This window comes from Pseudomonas sp. FYR_5 (assembly GCF_043106315.1).
GTDB classification, from domain to species: Bacteria; Pseudomonadota; Gammaproteobacteria; order Pseudomonadales; family Pseudomonadaceae; genus Aquipseudomonas; species Aquipseudomonas putida_Y.
Genome location: NZ_JBICMK010000043.1, coordinates 1 through 18,218 on the forward strand (window position 1 = coordinate 1; position 18,218 = coordinate 18,218).

Here is an 18,218-nt window from a genome sequence, read left to right on the forward strand (position 1 = left end):
CCTTGCGGCCCCCTTTATTGGGTTCAGGCCCGCCTGAGCGCCTGGTTCATCCCCCGCATCCCGGCCGTCCTGGCTGACTCACTTCGCGCAATGCTTGAAGATCATTGCCGTCGAGGTATGCCCCATTGCCCTCGATGTGGCATTGGGCGCCTTTGCGCAGAGACTCGCCGACGATCTCGGCGACCTTCCCGAGCAGCGATACGCGGCGCCACTGGTGTGCTCGACCTTCTCGCCTGAGCGCTTGAGCCTGAGTGGAGCAGTAGATCTCACGCGCTTTGGCAACTGTCGCCGCGGACGATGGAATCCCTCAACCCTCAAAGAACCCTGCTCCCAAGAGGGGCGATGGGGAAGGGCTGCCATCACGAAGATGATATTAATTATCACATGCGGATGATTTTCATGTAGATTCCTGCGCCAAGGATTTTTCATGAACAAGGAGTCAGCCCGCGATGCCCCCGTCGATCAACCCTTCCATGACACTCACTCTCGGCCTGTGTGCTTCCGTCTTCTGCCCGTTTTCGCTGGCTGAGGCAGAAACCAAATCCGAGGACAGTGTGCTGGAGCTTGGTTCCACTGATGTGGTCGCTACCAGCTTGGGTAGTACCACTGAGAACAGTGGCTCCTACACTACCGGGAGCATGAGCGCAGCCACGCGCTTGAATCTCTCGATCAAGGAAACACCCCAATCGGTCTCGGTGATATCCCGGCAGCAGCTGGACGATTTCCAGCTCAACACGCTGTCCGAGGCCATGGCCCATGTGACGGGGGTAACGGTTCAGCGAAATGACTCGGAGCGACCTGGCTACTACTCACGTGGTTACGCGATCAATAATTTCCAGATCGATGGAATGCTCAATACGTTCTCGGGGCTTAAGTCCGACTCGGATACCATCATCTACGATCGAATTGAGGTCGTTCGCGGAGCCACTGGGCTGACGACAGGCGCTGGTGATCCCTCGGGCACTATCGCGATGGTGCGCAAGCGGCCAACGCATGAGCTGGCGGTCAAGAGCGGTGTCAGTGGGGGCAGCTACGACAACTACTACACCTACCTGGATGTCGGCGGCCCATTAGGCTGGGAGGGGCGGCTGCGCGGTCGCACAGTGTTGGCGTATCGCGACAACAAGTCGTTCATGAATAAATATGCCACCCAGCGTGAGGTGGCGTATGGCGTGCTCGAAGCCGACCTGACCGACAGCACGGTCCTGGCGGTGGGATATGACTATCAGAACAAGCACGTCCAAGGTTCCTCATGGGGTACGGTGCCTTTCTGGAATGCCGATGGCAGTAAAGCCAATCTCCCACGCTCGACCAACCTCAGCGCCCCATGGTCCTCCTGGCCATTGAAAGACCAGACGGTATTCGCAACCCTTGATCAGCGCCTGGGTAACGACTGGCTGATGAAAGTGGCCTACACCCATCGGCAAACCGACAGTGACGGCAAGGTGTACTACGGAGGTAATGGTTTCCCGGAGGCTGATCGCAGTGGCATGCGGGCCTGGTACGCGCATTTTGGTGGGGAGGAGAAGATGGATGCGATCGACTTCAACCTCGCTGGCCCCTTCCAATTGATGGGGCGCAGTCATGACTTCATGATCGGCTACGGCGAGTCAGAACGGCGCAATAGTGAGCCATATCGCCTTGGTCTTCCAGTGCCCCAAGACTACAACAAGATTCCTGACTGGAAGTACATGGGGTCTATCCCCAAGTTCTATGACATCGATACCGGACTGGACAGTTCGCGCTCCTACACCCGTCAGAAAGCGGGTTACATCGCAACACGGCTGAACCCGACAGACCGCCTTCACTTCGTGGTTGGCAGCCGCTACGGCAGTTGGGAAACGGAGCGTCGGGAATGGGACTATGACGACGCCCTGAATGTCGCCGGTCAGTCCACTACCAAGCAGACGCAAAACGATCAGTGGACACCCTACGCCGGTGTGCTCTTTGACCTGAATGACCAGTTCACCGCCTATGTCAGTTATACCGACATTTTTAACCCGCAGACCGTGAGAGACGTCAACAAGCAGTACATCGAACCTATCGTTGGCAAAGTCTATGAGGTAGGTCTCAAGGGCAGTATGTTCGAAGAAAGGCTGAACCTGAGTACTGCCGTGTTCCGCAGTAAACAGGATAACGTGGCGGAACAGGATGACTCGGTGCCGCCCAATGGCAATGAAGTTTTCTACAAAAGCGGCGGTAAAGGTGTAGTCGTTGAAGGTTTCGAAGCTGAAGTCGCGGGCGAGGTGATGACCGATTGGCAGATGAGCCTGGGTTACAGCTACACCCATGCCGCCACAGCCGAGAAAAAGCGAAAGAATACCGAGCAGCCATTGAACCTTGTGCGCTTCTCCAGCACCTACAAGATGACCCCGGCATTGACCGTTGGGGCGAGCCTGGATTGGCAGAGCGACAACTTCAAAATGGCCAACCGCCCAGTGGGGCGCGATGGTGACAGGATCATCACTGCCAAAGACAAGATCGGCCAGAAGGCGTTCTCGGTGGTTGGGCTGATGGCACGCTATCAAATCGATGAACACCTGTCAGCGTCGGTTAACGTGAAGAATCTGTTCGATGAGCATTACTACAACAACGTTGGATTCTACAACGGCGTTTACCAAGGTGAGCCACGGACAATGATGGTCAGCCTGGACTGGAAGTTGTAAGGCTTTGGTGCCGCCGGGCGTGCCGCCTGATGCCTTTGCACGTAGGCGCCTGACAGGGCTCATCGAATGATGGGCCTTTCTCATCTCTACTCAATCGCTTGAAATTGGGACGGTACCATCGTTCCGCACTCCTTCCTCTAATGGGTGATGCAAACCAAGTCCCGGTGGGCTTGTTGCGCAGATTGCCCACCTTTTTGACCCGCGCCTCCTAAGCGCGGAGGGCATCTCCCACACTGTTCAACTCACGCTCAACGGCGAACGACCGCTCGCGACACGCAAGGCGTCACAGGGCAGGGTGGCTGAATAAGGGCGTTCTCGGCGGATCATGAGGCTTTACATTCAGTGCGTATGATAATAAGGTTTTAATCATACGAGCTGCATGTAATTTACCTTGAGCGTGACTGCCCAAGGGCCTTTCGATAAGGAGAGTCGAGCGTGTTCAGTACCTACCGCGAGTTGTTCCAGGCCAGAGGCGCCAAGGGCTTCGCCTTGGCCGGCCTGCTGGCCCGGTTGCCGTTGCCGATGACCGGTATCGGGATCATCACCATGTTGTCGCAGATCACCGGCAGTTACGGCCTGGCCGGTGCGGTGGCGGCCACCTTCGTGCTGACCTATGCACTGATGTCGCCGCAGATCTCGCGCCTGGTCGACCGCCATGGCCAGGGCCGCTTATTGCCGGCCGCCGCCGGGCTCAGCGTGCTGGGCATCCTTCTGCTGTTGGCTTGCAGCTATTGGCAGTTGGCGGACTGGACCCTGTTCGTCGGGGCCGCGCTCGCCGGCTTCATGCCCAGCATGTCGGCGATGGTGCGCGCGCGCTGGACCGCGATTTACCGCGGCAAGGCGCAACTGAAGACAGCCTACTCGCTGGAAACCGTTCTTGACGAAGTCACCTTCATTGCTGGCCCGCCGATTTCGGTGGGGCTGAGCGTGGCGGTACTTCCGCAGGCCGGTACACTGGTTGCTGCCGTGTTCCTGGCCATCGGCGTGTTCGCCTTGGCGGTGCAGGTCGGCACCGAGCCGCCAGTAGAGGCCGATGCCGCCACCGGGCAAGACAGCATGTCGGTGTTCAGGCTGGCCGACGTTCGCCTGCTGACCTTGCTAATGGTTGCTATGGGCTTGATCGTCGGTACGGTCGACATCGTCAGCGTGGCATTCGCCGAGCAGATGGACATGCCGGCTGCGGCTAGCGTGGTGCTGTCCTGTTATGCCATCGGCTCCTGTGTCGCGGGGCTGGTGTTCGGTGTCCTGAAACTCGATACCCCGCTACACAAGCTGCTACTGCTGGGTGGGTTGGCGACTGCGGCGACAACCTTGCCGCTGCTGGTGGTGGGAAACATCATCGGGCTGGCCATCGCCGTGCTGGTCGCGGGCCTGTTCTTCGCCCCGACCATGATCGTGGCGATGTCGCTGGTAGAGCGCATCGTGCCCGAAAGCAAGCTGACCGAAGGGATGACCTGGTTGCTCGCCGGTCTCAACGTTGGCGTTGCCGGCGGTGCCGCAGCATCTGGGCAGGTGGTCGATGTGTGGGGTGCCCAGGCCGGATTCAACGTGGCCTTGGCCGCCGGGGCCGCAGTGTTGTTGGTCGCGCTTTGGGGCTACCAGCGCATGCGCGACCGAGCCCGACAGGCGTCGTATTCGCTTTGATCGGCTTCAGGGACCGCCAGGCTTGGGGGCTCGGTCACCGCGCGACGATACGACAGGCTTGTCAGTGCGCCTCGCGCCCAAGACAATGCGTGCAAGCGGTATGAATACTCGTATACGCCCGCCCTATGCTGCCAGAACACAAGGAATAGCTGGATGGTTCGCCGCACCCGCGCCGCAATGCAAGAAACCCGAGCCCTGTTACTGGCCACCGCCCGCCAGATGTTCACCGAGCAGGGGTTTGCGCACGCCTCGATGGATGATCTGACCGCCCGGGCGGGCTTGACGCGGGGGGCGTTGTACCACCACTTTGGCGACAAGAAGGGGTTGCTGGCAGCCGTCGTCGAGCAGCTCGACGCTGAAATGGACGAGCGCCTGCGTGCCATTACCGAGACCGCCGATAACGCTTTGGACGGCTTCCGCCAGCGCTGCCACGCCTACCTGGAGATGGCGCTGGAGCCCGAGATCCAGCGCATCGTGCTGCGCGACGCCAGAGCGGTGTTGGGTGGCGGCTCGCCTGAGGCCCAGCGGTATTGCATAGAGTCGCTGCGCCAGTTGATCGACAACCTGGTGCTACAGGGCGTTTTCGTCAACGCGCACGCTCAAGCGCTGGCTGCGTTGATCTACGGCAGCTTGGCTGAAGCGGCTGTGTGGATCGCGGAGGCCGAAGACGGCAATGCATGCTTGGCGCAGGCTGGCAAGGCGTTCGACCTGCTGTTGCTCGGGGTGCTAAAGCAGCCAACAGACTCTACGGAGGCGTGAATGCGCGCGACAGTTCCGCCCTGTTGGGAGCCCTGTCCCCCTCAGGGCAGGCTTGGTGCTGCTCAAGGTTTTTCAGTAGCGCTTGCTTGGCTAGGGGCGGGCTCTGTGGAAGAAGACGCGGCAGCATGAAGCTTGTCGGTAATCTGCTTGGCCAAGGCATGGTAAAGCGAGACCGGAGACACCCATCCAGAGATGGCCGCCGCCATCAGTGTCGATGCCAACATGGGAATGGCCAGGTCCGGGCTGTGTGTCAATTCAAGCACGATGACCGAGGCGGTCAGTGGCGAGCGTGTCACACCGGCCAGGTATGCGCCCATGCCGAGTAGTGCGCCTGCCTGGGGATCAACATCGGGCAGCAAGCTCAACAGGGGCGCAAAGGCGGCGCCGATGCTCAGCGAAGGCGAAAAGAGCCCGCCAGGAATCCCGGAAAGATAGGACGCGACGTTGGCCAGAAACTTCCAGAGGAGAAAGCTTGCGTCCGTGATCGGTTGCCCCTCCAGCAATGCTCGCGTTTCTTCGTACCCGGTGCCGAATACATGATTGCCAGAGACGAGCCCCAACGTGGCCAGCAACAAGCCACAGATGGCAGCAAAGCGCACTGGATAGCGTCCGCGTAATGCACAGACCTGGCCGAGTATGCCCTTGTCGGTGGGCAGCACAAGCTTGGCGTAAAAACCACCCAGCAGCCCGCCCAGGACTGCACAGGCAGGCACGACGCTCCAGCCCCAGCCCACCGGCATTCGACCGCTGATTTCTCCAAAATAGGCGTAATGCCCCATCAGCCCCAGCGTGACGACCCCACCGATCAGCACCGCAGTGAGCACCAGGCCGCTGAAACGTTGCTCGAACGTGCGGCTCAACTCCTCAATGGCAAAGACCACCCCCGCTAAAGGTGTATTGAAGGCTGCCGCAATACCCGCGGCGCCTCCGGCGAGCACCAGGCCAGCGATGGTGCGCCGGCCATGCAGGCCTAAACGTCGGCCAAAGGAATAGAGCACAGCGGCGCCGATGTGGACGGTCGGGCCTTCCCGGCCAACCGAACCGCCGACCAGCAGGGCGCCCAACGTCAGGCTCATGCGTGCTGCAGCCACAGGGAGCGAGAGCAATCGGGCGCGCAGCCGGCGAGAGGGCATTTCCAGGGCGGCTATGACTTGGGGAATGCCGCTACCCTTGGCATTTTCAAACCACCGTTGCGTCAGATAAGCCAGGAGCGCGAAACCAAGCGGAGTGATGAGAAGAGGTGACCAGGGTGCCCATTCCAGCAAACGCTTGAACGAAGCGAACGCCGCGTCGGCTAGCCAGGCGAATGCCAGCGCAACCAGCCCCACCAGCAACGCCCCGATCCAGAACGCCAGTCGCTGACGCCATTCTCGCCAGCGTGAACGGCGGGAGAGTGAAGGTGCAGGACGGGTAGGTTCGGGCATGGTCCACACATGGCTGACTTGGAAAGCCGTGAGTATGGCGTGTTTTCCCAGGCAGGCCTACCCGACACAGGTTGTAGTCGTGCCAGGCGTGGCGATCCGTTTGCTCACATGCAACGGATCGCCAGTGCCAGAATGTGGCTAGGTGGCCGAACTTGCTTTGGTAGCAGGAGCTGCCTTACGCATGCTCCACATCCCCCAGGTCAAACCCAGCACGGCCGCGATCAATGACGCGGATAGCACACCGAGTTTCGCAGCCCCGAGTGAGCCAGGTTCGACGAAAGCGAGGTTGGCGATGAAGATCGACATGGTGAAACCGATGCCGGCCAGCAGCCCGACCAGCATGATGCTACGCCAGTTGACCTCGGCGGGAAGCTCGCACCAGCCCAGGCGGACCATCAGCCAGCTAACGCTGACGATGCCCAAGGGCTTTCCTGCGACCAGGGCGACAGCGACGGCGATCATGACCCACTGGGGGCCTTCAGCGGACAGGTCGACACCCGAAAGGCTTACCCCGGCATTGGCCAAGGCAAACACGGGCATGATGCCGTAGGCTACCCAAGGGTGCAGGGTCCCTTGCATACGCACCACCGGCGGCAGCAGTTCGCGCTGGGCCAGGCGCAGCCGTTTCAAAGGATCAATGAGGTCGCTGGCATCTTGCTCAGGCGCCTTGGCGCGCCCCAGCAATTCGCCGGTGAAGCGGGTAATGGCATCCAGCGGGCGCTCACGCGTGGGCATTGCGGTGACAGGTGTCATCAGGCCTAGCACAACACCTGCGAGAGTCGGGTGGGCGCCGGTCAACAAGATGCCCAGCCAGACGATCGCGCCAGGAATGACATAGGCGAAGGCTGAACCCACACCGATCTTCTGAAGCCCGATCACCATGAGCAGGCCGATCAGTGCAACGCCGAAACCGGTGTAATCAAGGCCGCCAGAATAGAAGAACGCGATGATCAGGACTGCGATGATGTCATCGATGATTGCCAGGGCGAGGAGGAACACACGTACATTGGACGGGATCGACTTGCCGAGCAGTGCCAGTACGCCCACCGCAAAGGCGATATCCGTCGCCGTTGGCACTGCCCAACCTTGTTGGTCTGCCGGCGCGTGACCAAAACTCAGGTAGAGGAGTGCGGGTACCGCTACGCCGCCGACAGCGGCTGCCATGGGAAGCGTGGCTTGGCGCAGGCTGGACAGTGCGCCCTCGTGGATCTCGCGGCGGATCTCCATGCCCACGACCAGGAAAAAGATGGTCATCAAGCCATCATTGATCCAGAAGTGCAGGGACTGCGAATAGACATGCGAGCCCACGCCGAATGTCAACGGCGTATGCCAAAGGGCTTCATAACTGTCGGCAGCCGGGGAGTTCGCCCAGATCAGTGCAGCGACTGCGGCAATCAACAGAACGATGCCGCTGACCGCTTCAATGTGCAAAAAGCGCTCGAGGTTGGCGAAGGCTCGCTCGGCCAGGTCTTGGGCGCGAGGTAATTCTTTTTTATGCATAGGCGCAGGTGCTCCCGCATGGCGGCCCGACCTGCGCTGTTCTTTAACCTGCCTCACTGCACCGTGCAGCTGGCACCCGTCCGCTAGTCTACCGAATAACCACTCTCAGATGAACAAAAAGCGCCAAACCATTCACTCCAAAGGCATGTCGGTTTGAGATTTTTTCCTGCAGACGTTAGGGTTTGTGGTTATTTCCGAGCACACGAGGCTTGGCAAACGGGAATTTATCCAACTGCTAGCCTTGGTAAATGTCGTCGTGCTCAGGCACGCTGTGCTCATCGCCTTGCAAGGAGAACGGCCGCTATGACTGCAGCCCCCAAACCCAGGAGCACCCTCAATCCACCCGTTTTCTACACCAGTGCGATACTTATCTTTCTGCTGGTCTTGTACGCCACGGCATTTCAGGAGCACGCCCAGACGCTGTTCGAGCAAGTCCAGCGATGGATCATCACCAATGCCAGCTGGTTCTACATTCTTGTTGTAGCGCTGGTGTTGATCAGTGTGGTGTTTCTGGCTGTCAGCCGCTATGGCGACATCAAGCTAGGCCCTGACCACAGTGAGCCGGATTACCGCAAGAGCAGTTGGTTCGCCATGCTGTTCTCGGCGGGTATGGGGATTGGCCTCATGTTCTTCGGCGTGGCCGAACCGGTCATGCATTTCGCCACACCGCCCGTGGGCGATCCTGGCACCGTCGCTGCGGCACGGGAAGCCATGAAAATCACCTTTTTCCACTGGGGCCTGCATGCTTGGGCGATCTATGCCATCGTCGCGCTGATCCTGGCCTACTTCAGCTTCCGCAACGGCCTGCCGTTAACCTTGCGTTCGGCACTCTATCCGCTGATTGGTGAGCGAATCTATGGCCCTATAGGCCATGCCGTGGATGTCTTTGCCATCCTCGGCACGGTGTTCGGTGTGGCGACCTCGCTGGGTTACGGGGTATTGCAGATCAACAGCGGGTTTCATCATGTGTTCGGTTTGCCGGTAAACACTACCGTGCAAGTCATCCTCATCACCGCCACCTGCGCATTGGCGACGCTTTCAGTGGCCAGCGGCCTGGACAAAGGTATTCGCATCCTGTCCGAGCTCAACCTGAGCCTGGCGGTGATTCTGATGCTGTTCGTGCTGCTGCTTGGGCCTACGGTGTTCCTGCTGCAGACCTATGTACAGAATACCGGCGCTTACCTTTCGGATATCGTCAATAAAACCTTCAATCTCTACGCTTACGAGCCCACCGACTGGATCGGTGGCTGGACCTTGCTGTACTGGGGCTGGTGGTTGTCCTGGTCGCCCTTCGTGGGTTTGTTCATCGCACGTATTTCGCGAGGGCGGACCATCCGGGAATTCGTCTGCGGCGTATTGTTCGTACCGGCGGGTTTCACCTTGCTGTGGATGACGGTGTTCGGTGACTCGGCAATCCATATGATCCTCAACGATGGTGTAAAGGATCTGGCTACTGTGGTCAGTGAAGACAGTTCCCTCGCCTTGTTCGCTTTCCTGGAGCATTTCCCGTTCTCCAGCATCATTTCGTTGGTCGCGGTGCTTATGGTGGTCGTGTTCTTTGTGACCTCGGCGGACTCTGGTGCGCTGGTCGTGGATATGCTCGCCTCCTCCGGAAAAGGTCATTCACCCCTGTGGCAACGTATCTTCTGGTCAATCTGCATCGGCGCGGTCGCGATCGCGTTGCTGCTGGCGAACGGCCTCAAGGCGCTGCAGACCGCGACCATTGCGAGCGCTCTGCCGTTCGCGGTCATCTTGCTGGTTGCGATTTGGGGCTTGTTCAAGGCGCTGAGTCTTGATGCGACTCGCCGCGGGTTGCGCAATCAAGCGTTGCCAGGCCCACGCCATACCCGCCACCCACACGGCGGCTGGCAGCGGAGGCTGCGCAATATTGCATTGATGCCGCGCCGGGTTCATGTCACCCGCTTTATCGCCGAGGTGGTGAGGCCTGCCTGCGAAGAGGTCGCCCAGGAGTTGCGTAAGCAAGGCTACGAGGTGAGCGTGAATGAGCGCGATGATGGACGGGTATCCCTGGAGCTCTCCCATGCCGGTGAAGGGCGTTTCCTCTACGAGGTGCGGCCACGGGCCTTCAATACGCCAAGCTTCGTCATGCAGGACACCGAAGACGGTGGCGATGCGCGCAAGTATTTCCGTGCGGAAGTGCATCTGCGAGAAGGGGGCCAGGACTACGACATCATGGGGTGGAGCCGCGACGATGTGATTGGTGACATCCTGGATCAGTACGAACGCCACCTGCAATACTTGCACGTGGTGGGCTGAACTGGATTCGGTCCTGCCCTGGCGCAGTCAGGGCAGGGCGGTTCGCCTGCTGTCCAAAGGCGGATTTTCGCAGGCCCAGAAGTCTACTGCAGCAATGCGTTCGCTCGGCGGTCCTAACCAATGGGACAGCGGCTGGCACCCGGTTGTCGTGCAGACCTGATAGTCGCCAGCCTCGGGCGTTCGCCCGGCATGCAAGGGCTGCAGCGGTGGTAGATGACGACGATAGTGCCAAGTGCCGTCGCGCAGTTGAGCGTCGTCCGGAATCTCCATGCCGGCCCCGCTGCCTTTGACCCGTGCCTCTACCAGTACCAGGCCAGCCGGGGTCACTTGATAATCCTCTTCCCAGCGGACCTTTTCGATACTGTGCTGCCACGCGAGGGTAAACTCGTTCAGTGGCAGGCTGACCCAGACCACACCGGCCAGCCCAACGCAAAGGCTGATCATGCGGGGTGTCCAGAAGCCGGTCGGCTTCGCCAGTAGTGCCAACCCAGCACTGCCGCACCCAAAACAAAACCGACCTCATCGCTGATGGGCAGAGCGAGTATCAATGACACGCCAGCAGTGAACGCCAGCAGGCGCTCCCACCAGGGCATGGGGGCACGCAAATGCCCGATCGACGCACACCCCCAAAGGGCAACCGCGAACGCCGCCTTGATCACCATGTACAGCGTACTGCCCATGCCTTCACCTTGCATCATCAACGCCGGGTCATAGACTGCCATGAAGGGTACAACGAAACCGGCCAAGGCAATGCGCACCGCCCAGAAACTGATCAACAGGCCTTTTTCCTTGGCAATCGGGGCAGCTGCAAAGCACGCCAATGCCACGGGCGGCGTCAGGTCGGCCAGGATGCCGAAATAGAACACGAACATGTGCGAGACGATCAGCGGGACCCCGAGTTCCAACAGGGCCGGGGCAGCAATGGAGCTGGTGATGATGTAGTTGGGGATGGTCGGAATGCCCATACCCAGTACCAGGCAGGTGAGCATGGTCAACACCAGCGAAAGGAACAGGTTGTCGCGTCCCAGGTCAAGAATGTATCCGGCAAAGGTGGTGGCCAGGCCGGTCAGCGAGATGACGCCGATAATGACACCGACCAGCGCACAGGCAATACCCACCGGTACCGCATGACGGGCACCCTCCGCGAGGGCCATGACGCATGCGTGCAGGGTGGCGCGGCCGCCCTGGACGAAGCAGCACGCAATGGCCAGGCCGGCAATGACCATCAGGATCACCCCGATCCCCATGCGGAAAAAACCTGAACACAGTATCCCGAGTGCAACCCAGAAAGCCGCGCGCAGCCAGGTTTTTTGAGCGCGCAGGATGATGGCCGAGCCAAGGATGACGATGGCGGTCAGGGCCAGGCCGACCATTCCCGAGTACAAAGGTGTTCGCCCGGAAAACAACAGCGCGACCAAGACCATCAGCGGTACGAGCAGGAACCAGCGTTGTCGCAACGCATCCCAGGCACTCGGGCACTGTTCGCGCGGCAAACCATGCAGATGGCTGCGCCGAGCCTCCAGGTGGACCATCCAGTAGACCGAGCCGAAGTACAGCAACGCTGGGATGAGCGCGGCTTTCGCCACCTCGGCGTAGGGCACGTTGATCGTCTCGGCCATGATGAACGCCACAGCGCCCATCACCGGCGGCATCAGCTGGCTGCCCATGCTGGAGGTCGCCTCGACGCCACCGGCAAATGCAGGTTTGTAGCCGAAGCGCTTCATCAGCGGAATGGTGAACTGTCCGGTGGTGACGACGTTGGCCACCCCCGAGCCGGTAATGGTACCCATCAGTGCCGAGGAGAACACCGACACTTTGGCCGGCCCCCCGCTGCGATGGCCGAACAGCCCCATGGCGAAATCTGTGAACAGACGAATCATGCCCGCTTGCTCAAGAAATGCGCCGAACAGGATGAACAGGTAAATGTAGGTGGCTGAGACATAGGTCGGTGTGCCATACAGCCCCTCGGTGCCGAAGGCCAACTGATTGACGATCTGATCGAGGCCGTAGCCTCGATGCGCCAGTTCGCCTGGCAAGTGTTGGCCAAGCAACCCATAGGCCAGAAACAGGGCGCAAATGATGGGCAACGCTATGCCCATGACGCGCCGCGCGGCTTCAAAGACCAAACCAATAAGCAACAGACCCACGATCAGGTCACTGGTGGTCAGTTCGCCGGAGCGTTGAATCAGATCCCCTTCGAAGTACCACTGGTATGCGGCCGTCGCCATTCCCGCAAGACCCAGCAGCCAGGCAAGAGGTTGCCAGGGCCGATGGTGGCCAACGCATGCATAGCTCAGGTACACCACCAGCAACAGGAACCCCACGTGTATTGCACGCAGTACTTGGGTGGAAATCAGGGGGAAGGCCGCTGTGGCGATCTGGAATACCGAAAAGACCAGCGCCACGGCAAAAAGCGCGGCAGGCCAGCGATCGGTGCTGGCGTGAAGACCTTGCGCGGTATCATTCATACGCTGCTCCATGGCTCGAGGATGTCATCAGGGGAGCAGGTTTTTCTCCTTGAAGTACCTCTCTGCTCCTGGATGCAGCGGAATGGGCAGGTTCTTGGCGGCATTTTCTGCCTGGATATCTTTCGCTGCAGCGTGGGCCGTGACCAGGCGTGGAAGGTTCTCGAATATCAGCTTGGTCATCTGATAGGCCAGGTCATCGCCGATATCGGCGCGGGTGACGAGGATGTTGTTGATGGCCGCCGTTGATACGTCCGCACTCTGCCCATCATAGGTGTTGGCAGGAATGGTGGCGGGTTGGTAGGCGTTGTTGCCAATGCGGGTCACGACGTCGGCAGGGATAGGCACGAACACTACCGGCAAGGTCGCGGCCAGGTCCCGGATAGCTGCTTGACCGAGCCCTGAGGATTGCAGCGTGGCGTCAAGCTGACGGTTCTTGATCAGTTCGACGGACTCCGCATAGGGCAGGTATTCAACTTTTCCCATGTCCTGGTAGGTAAGCCCTGCGGCTTTGAAGATGGCGCGGGCATTCAGCTCGGTGCCGGACTTGGGTGCCCCAACCGAGATACGCTTGCCTTTGAGGTCTGACAGGGAGGTGATCCCCGACTCCTTGCTGGCGACGATCTGGATGTAGTTCGGGTAGGTGCCGGCGATGGCGCGGAGTTTCTTCAAGGGCGTTTTGAATCCAGCCTCTGCATCGCCCTTCCAGGCATCTGACACCGAATCCCCCAGCGCGAATGCCAACTCCCCTCGACCGGCTTGCAACAGGTTGAGGTTCTCTACCGAGGCCTTGGTGGCTTGCACCGTGGTCTTGCTGCCTTCGATGCCGTGGCTGTAGATCTGTGAAATGCCTACGCCTACCGGGTAATAGACACCACTGGTACCGCCTGTGAGGATGTTGATGAAGGTCGGTGCGGCCTGGGCAGCCGCGCAGACCGTAAACAAGGTGCTGGCCAATGCCAGGCGAAGGGCTCGGTTCATGGCGTCGTTCTCCGCTTGTTGTTGTTATTCCTGCGCCAGTAAACCTAGAACGAATATGCAGTCCCTGCCCAATTTTATGGCTGATTGGCCGGATGACCTCCGCCTTAGAATCGCCAGAAGACTGGCGAGACCAGTACCAGTACGGTGAGGATTTCGAGCCGTCCAAGCAGCATGCCGATGGTCAGTAACCATTTCGCTGCGTCCGGCAAGGAGGCGAAATTACCTGCAGGACCGATAAGTGTGCCCAGGCCTGGGCCGACGTTGCATACGGCGGTGGCAGCCCCACTCAACGCCGTCATCCAGTCGAGCCCTATCAGAGAGAGGCCAAGGGCGATGATCGCGATGGTGACGGAGAAGAAGAACGAGAACGTCAGCAATGAGCGAACGATCTCTTCATCGATGGGGTGCCCATTGTATTTCTTCGAGATCGTTGCCCGTGGATGGATCAACTGTTTCAGGCTGCTGACAAGCAAGGCAGCGGCCACCTGGAAACGGAATATTTTCAAACCGCCGGCGGTAGAGCCCGAGCACCCGCCGATGAACGTCAGGTAAAAGAACAGCATGATGGCGAAGCTGCCCCAGAGCGTGTAATCACCCACGGCAACGCCCGTGGTGGTCACCACCGAGGTCACATTGACCGCAACGATACGAAACGCATCCCACCAGGCCAGATCGCTGTGCCAGCAGAGCCAGGTTCCGACCGTGAGCCAGACGAAGGCGAGAAAGCCAATGAAACCGCGAACCTGATGGTCCTTGAGCAGGATGCGTCGATGGCCCCGCAGCGTGGCGACATACAGCGTGAAGGGCAGGCTGCCGAGTATCATGATGACCACGGCTACCCAATGCACCGCAGGCTGTCTCCAATGACCCAGAGAGGCATCCGAGGTAGAGAAACCACCGGTTGAAACCAGCGACATCGAATGATTGATGGCTTCGAACGGGGTCATGCCGGCAGCCCACAACGCGCATGTCCCCAATGCTGTCAGGCCCAGGTAGACCAGCAGGATCATCTTGGCTGCCACATGCGAACGCGGCGTCACTTTGTCAGACCAATCCGAAGACTCGGTCTGGAACAGGCGCATGCCGCCCACGCGCAGCAGTGGCAGGATCGCCACGGCCATGCCGATAAAACCAATGCCTCCCAGCCAGTGCAGCAGGGAACGCCATATCAGCAGCCCCGGTGATGCACTGTCCAGGCCGGTCAGCACGGTCGAGCCGGTGGTGGTGATTCCCGACATGGTCTCGAAGAACGCATCCGTGTAACTGATGTGTCGAATGAACACCATTGGCAGCGCCGCGAATGCGCACACGATGACCCAGCTTGCCGTCGTGAGCAGATACATATCCCTGGTCCGCAGTTGCGGTGTGTCGGGGACGCCGCGGGCTACCATGAGCAGGCCGGCACACAGAACGATCAGGCTCGACCAGACGAATGCACCGAGGTCGTCGCTGCGGTCGTACACCAGCAGCGTCAGCATCGGAATCACCATGCTGACGGCCAACGTGATCAGGAATACACCAATAATGAACGCGATGAAACGCAATGCGGGAAGCGGCATTGAGGGAGCTCGTTGGGACAATGCCGGCAGTATTGCCTGCTTTACGGTAATGTCGAGTAAAAAAGGCGTAAAGTCGTGGGCTGGGATTTTTTACGCCGTTATCTGGCTCCTGCTCAATGGCTCATTGGGTTGACCTCTCCGAGAGTTCTCGTCTATCGGCTCCGAAGCGGTTGGAAAGGCGGCCTCAAGCACCGCGTGCTCCCTGCTCGCGGCGCTTGTGCGGCACTATCGATAATGCCGCAGAGGGCATGGAAAGCCCTAGGCTCTGTACGAAAAGCCTTGATACTTGTTCATGCTGCGTTGAAAACAGCCTCGGAATGCTCATGTACTCCAGTACAGTCGGGCGCGACCCCGGCCGTTCCTCGGCTGTTTTCGCCTTGCCTGACCTGCGTCTCAAGACTTTTCGTACAGAGCCTAAGGCTTCCTGGATCACTTGATCAGCGACACACCACTGAGCTTCTGCAGCTCGTCAAAATCGATGTCCGCGCAGATCTCGATCACTTTCAGTCCTTCAGGTGTCACTTCCAGTACGGCCAGGTCGGTGTAGATGCGGCTGACGCAAGCGATACCGGTCAGCGGGTAGGTGCACTCGGGCACCAGCTTGCTTTCGCCGGTCTTGGTCAGGTGGTCCATCATCACGAATACCTGGCGGGCGCCGGTGGCCAGGTCCATTGCGCCGCCTACGGCCGGGATCGAACCTTCGGCACCGGTGTGCCAGTTGGCCAGGTCGCCCTTTACCGACACCTGGAAGGCGCCCAGTACAGCGATGTCCAGGTGGCCGCCACGCATCATCGAGAACGAATCGGCATGGTGGAAGAAAGCACCACCGGTCAGCAGGGTGACGTGCTGCTTGCCGGCGTTGATCAGGTCATCGTCTTCCTCGCCCGGCGCAGGGCTTGGGCCCATGCCCAGCAGGCCGTTCTCGCTGTGCAGGAACACTTCCTTGTCGCCCAGGTAGTTGGCCACCAGGGTCGGTGCGCCGATGCCCAGGTTTACATAAGCGCCTTCCTGGATGTCTGCGGCCACGCGTTGGGCCATCTCGGTGCGGGAGAGCTTTTTGGTGATGGTCATGGCAGGCCTCAGACAGCTTTGGCAATCGAAGAAACGGCAGCACCGGTGACGGCGACCACACGCTGGACGAAGATACCCGGGGTGATGATGTGTTCCGGGTCCAGTTCACCAAGTTCGACGACTTGGTCGACCTGGGCAATGGCGGTCTTGGCGGCCATGGCCATGATCGGGCCGAAGTTGCGGGCGGCCTTGCGGTAGGTCAGGTTGCCCCAACGGTCACCCTTGTGCGCCTTGATCAGTGCGAAGTCGGCGTGCAGCGGCATTTCCAGCACGTACATGCGGCCGTCGATCTCACGGGTTTCTTTGCCCTCGGCCAGCAGGGTGCCGTAGCCGGTTGGTGAGAAGAACGCACCAATGCCGGAGCCTGCGGCGCGGATACGCTCGGCCAGGTTGCCCTGCGGCACCACTTCCAGCTCGATCTTGCCGGCCCGGTACAGCTCGTCGAACACGTAGGAGTCGGACTGGCGCGGGAACGAGCAGACCACCTTGCGCACGCTGCCTGCCATGAGCAGGGCGGCCAGGCCGATCTCGCCGTTGCCGGCGTTGTTGCTGATGATGGTCAGGTCGCGGGCACCGGTGGCAATGAGGCCATCGATCAGCTCGGACGGCATGCCAGCCGTGCCGAAGCCACCGACCATGATGGTCGAACCGTCGGTGATCCCTTCCACCGCGCTGGCGATGGACTCGTACGTTTTATTGATCAAGGCGAGCTCCTGGTTGTTCCTGGAGTTGTGGTTGTCGGGCTGGCCGGAGCGCGTGAAGCGATGGGGCCTGTCAGCACTTGATATGGCTTGCTGACTTTCGCTATAGCGTGCCGCAAGATAGGGCAACAGTAGAGAGGGTTTGGCTGAATTTGTGCGATTATCGAACTGTTGTGCGATCTGCGAGCAGTACTGGAGGCTGCTGCACCCGAGTAGTGGGAGCACCTGACCGACCTGGCCGAGCAAGTTGCAGAAGCTGCTGGGGCAGTTCGAAGTCAGCGATGATGGCGAACAAGGCGTCGCTGCCAGAGTAAAGCGCCGCACGGTAAAGCTGTTGTGGCCATGCAGGCTGAAATACCCACCTGCAATGTGACCTGCCGGCCACCTTCCTCAATTACCTGGGGCGATGCGGGTCGCTGGCCGGGCTTGGGGTACGGGCGCGCAACGTGATGGCGCGCTCCAACTACCGGACAGATATAGATGAGAACCGCTTGATTCTGAGATGGGTAGGCCTGAGCTGTGGAGCATGACAGTGGCTCTTGCAGGTCACTGCAAAGTGTCGGGCTTCAGGCTATCCGGCAATTGCCGGATGGCCTCCTCAAGCCGCGCGATCGGCCCAGCGAGTTGATCTGCTTCCTTGTCCTTGCCTTCACCTCTCAGGCGCTCACGCGCAACGCGCAGGTCTAGCAGATTTTTCTGCAACTTCAGTGCAGAGGTTTTGAACGAGTCCATGCTTTTCTCACGCTGTAGGCTTCCGTACCGTTGTAGGAAAAATGGACCGTAGCAGCTCGAATTTGCCTGAGAAACTGATGTTTCATACAGGCAAGACTCATTGCCACGCCATTTCCTACAGATTGCGGTAAACAATCCTACAAACCGTGTTTCAGATCGTGTCCTCCCAGGCAAGCTCAATCTACCGTATTGGCTGGGCTCAAGAGCTTTCGAGGGGCAGCGTACCCGGCGCAGGTACTGCGCAAGCCTGGAGGCGTGTTTAGAAACTTCGTGTATCAATTGCCGGCCCGCGAGCGACACGTGGTCAGCGTCAACCACTGCGGCTGAGTCCAGCCCGGCGGCATCCGCGCATCGCATCTGATCCGCTTTTTTTCCATAAACCTGAATCTGTAACCGTATCAGCCCAAGCTCGACAATGTGCCCATTCCCGCATCACAAC

The 18,218-nt window shown here is 59.7% G+C and carries 13 protein-coding genes and 1 pseudogene; 4 read left to right on the forward strand and 10 right to left on the reverse strand.

Going from position 1 to position 18,218, the window contains the following annotated elements:
• Window positions 1-127 precede the first annotated feature (127 nt).
• Window positions 128-243 (reverse strand): annotated as a pseudogene (locus ACF8RA_RS04990) (single-stranded DNA-binding protein); the annotation flags it as partial.
• A 206-nt stretch (window positions 244-449) separates the two neighbouring features.
• On the opposite strand from ACF8RA_RS04990, the gene ACF8RA_RS04995 reads away from it, so the two are divergent.
• The 3 genes from ACF8RA_RS04995 (at window position 450) to ACF8RA_RS05005 (ending at window position 5,069) form a co-directional block, all read left to right on the forward strand.
• Entirely contained in the window at window positions 450-2,666 is a 2,217-nt protein-coding gene (locus ACF8RA_RS04995) for a TonB-dependent siderophore receptor (RefSeq protein ID WP_392487490.1), read from the forward strand.
• Window positions 2,667-3,101: 435 nt separating this feature from the next.
• On the forward strand, window positions 3,102-4,310 hold the full coding sequence (locus ACF8RA_RS05000; RefSeq protein WP_176682306.1) for an MFS transporter: 1,209 nt from the start codon (window positions 3,102-3,104) through the stop codon (window positions 4,308-4,310).
• Window positions 4,311-4,463: 153 nt separating this feature from the next.
• Entirely contained in the window at window positions 4,464-5,069 is a 606-nt protein-coding gene (locus tag ACF8RA_RS05005; protein WP_176682307.1) for a TetR/AcrR family transcriptional regulator, read from the forward strand.
• 62 nt (window positions 5,070-5,131) lie between these two features.
• Here the strand turns inward: ACF8RA_RS05005 and ACF8RA_RS05010 are convergent, their stop codons facing one another.
• A complete protein-coding gene (locus tag ACF8RA_RS05010) occupies window positions 5,132-6,493 on the reverse strand; it encodes a chloride channel protein (protein WP_392518853.1) in 1,362 nt (453 codons plus the stop codon).
• A gap of 138 nt (window positions 6,494-6,631) precedes the next feature.
• On the reverse strand, window positions 6,632-7,993 hold the full coding sequence (nhaA, locus tag ACF8RA_RS05015) for a Na+/H+ antiporter NhaA (RefSeq protein ID WP_392518855.1): 1,362 nt from the start codon (window positions 7,991-7,993) through the stop codon (window positions 6,632-6,634).
• A 303-nt stretch (window positions 7,994-8,296) separates the two neighbouring features.
• Here nhaA and ACF8RA_RS05020 point away from each other — a divergent pair, with 303 nt between their 5' ends.
• A complete protein-coding gene (locus tag ACF8RA_RS05020) occupies window positions 8,297-10,270 on the forward strand; it encodes a choline BCCT transporter BetT (protein ID WP_176682493.1) in 1,974 nt (657 codons plus the stop codon).
• Between the two features lie 27 nt (window positions 10,271-10,297).
• On the opposite strand, the gene ACF8RA_RS05025 is transcribed toward ACF8RA_RS05020, so the two are convergent.
• From ACF8RA_RS05025 to ACF8RA_RS05055, 7 genes are all read right to left on the reverse strand, one after another.
• On the reverse strand, window positions 10,298-10,714 hold the full coding sequence (locus tag ACF8RA_RS05025; RefSeq protein ID WP_209967007.1) for a DUF1850 domain-containing protein: 417 nt from the start codon (window positions 10,712-10,714) through the stop codon (window positions 10,298-10,300).
• Window positions 10,711-12,738 (reverse strand): TRAP transporter permease, encoded by a 2,028-nt coding sequence (locus ACF8RA_RS05030; RefSeq protein WP_176682310.1) that lies wholly within the window; start codon window positions 12,736-12,738, stop codon window positions 10,711-10,713. The genes ACF8RA_RS05025 and ACF8RA_RS05030 overlap by 4 nt, the downstream gene beginning before the upstream one ends.
• Before the next feature lie 27 nt (window positions 12,739-12,765).
• Complete coding sequence (locus tag ACF8RA_RS05035) at window positions 12,766-13,716, reverse strand: TAXI family TRAP transporter solute-binding subunit (RefSeq protein WP_176682311.1); 951 nt, start codon at window positions 13,714-13,716, stop codon at window positions 12,766-12,768.
• A 104-nt stretch (window positions 13,717-13,820) separates the two neighbouring features.
• Window positions 13,821-15,275 carry a TrkH family potassium uptake protein gene (locus ACF8RA_RS05040; protein ID WP_176682312.1) on the reverse strand — a complete coding sequence of 485 codons (1,455 nt, stop codon included), beginning with the start codon at window positions 15,273-15,275 and terminating at the stop codon, window positions 13,821-13,823.
• A gap of 429 nt (window positions 15,276-15,704) precedes the next feature.
• A complete protein-coding gene (locus ACF8RA_RS05045) occupies window positions 15,705-16,346 on the reverse strand; it encodes a 3-oxoacid CoA-transferase subunit B (RefSeq protein WP_176682313.1) in 642 nt (213 codons plus the stop codon).
• An 8-nt stretch (window positions 16,347-16,354) separates the two neighbouring features.
• A complete protein-coding gene (locus ACF8RA_RS05050; protein WP_103469815.1) occupies window positions 16,355-17,050 on the reverse strand; it encodes a 3-oxoacid CoA-transferase subunit A in 696 nt (231 codons plus the stop codon).
• A gap of 543 nt (window positions 17,051-17,593) precedes the next feature.
• Window positions 17,594-17,779: a hypothetical protein gene (locus ACF8RA_RS05055; RefSeq protein ID WP_176682314.1), complete on the reverse strand. Its 186-nt coding sequence runs from the start codon at window positions 17,777-17,779 to the stop codon at window positions 17,594-17,596.
• Window positions 17,780-18,218: the final 439 nt, after the last annotated feature.

What these genes read in the sequence shown, in the direction of transcription:
- ACF8RA_RS05005 (WP_176682307.1), top strand. Translation starts at nt 4,464, where the DNA reads ATGGTTCGCCGCACCCGCGCCGCAATGCAAGAAACCCGAGCCCTGTTA.
- ACF8RA_RS05030 (WP_176682310.1), bottom strand. Translation starts at nt 12,738, where the DNA reads ATGAATGATACCGCGCAAGGTCTTCACGCCAGCACCGATCGCTGGCCT.
- ACF8RA_RS05045 (WP_176682313.1), bottom strand. Translation starts at nt 16,346, where the DNA reads ATGACCATCACCAAAAAGCTCTCCCGCACCGAGATGGCCCAACGCGTG.
- ACF8RA_RS04995 (WP_392487490.1), top strand. Translation starts at nt 450, where the DNA reads ATGCCCCCGTCGATCAACCCTTCCATGACACTCACTCTCGGCCTGTGT.
- ACF8RA_RS05035 (WP_176682311.1), bottom strand. Translation starts at nt 13,716, where the DNA reads ATGAACCGAGCCCTTCGCCTGGCATTGGCCAGCACCTTGTTTACGGTC.
- ACF8RA_RS05055 (WP_176682314.1), bottom strand. Translation starts at nt 17,779, where the DNA reads ATGGACTCGTTCAAAACCTCTGCACTGAAGTTGCAGAAAAATCTGCTA.
- ACF8RA_RS05040 (WP_176682312.1), bottom strand. Translation starts at nt 15,275, where the DNA reads ATGCCGCTTCCCGCATTGCGTTTCATCGCGTTCATTATTGGTGTATTC.
- nhaA (WP_392518855.1), bottom strand. Translation starts at nt 7,993, where the DNA reads ATGCATAAAAAAGAATTACCTCGCGCCCAAGACCTGGCCGAGCGAGCC.
- ACF8RA_RS05025 (WP_209967007.1), bottom strand. Translation starts at nt 10,714, where the DNA reads ATGATCAGCCTTTGCGTTGGGCTGGCCGGTGTGGTCTGGGTCAGCCTG.
- ACF8RA_RS05010 (WP_392518853.1), bottom strand. Translation starts at nt 6,493, where the DNA reads ATGCCCGAACCTACCCGTCCTGCACCTTCACTCTCCCGCCGTTCACGC.
- ACF8RA_RS05020 (WP_176682493.1), top strand. Translation starts at nt 8,297, where the DNA reads ATGACTGCAGCCCCCAAACCCAGGAGCACCCTCAATCCACCCGTTTTC.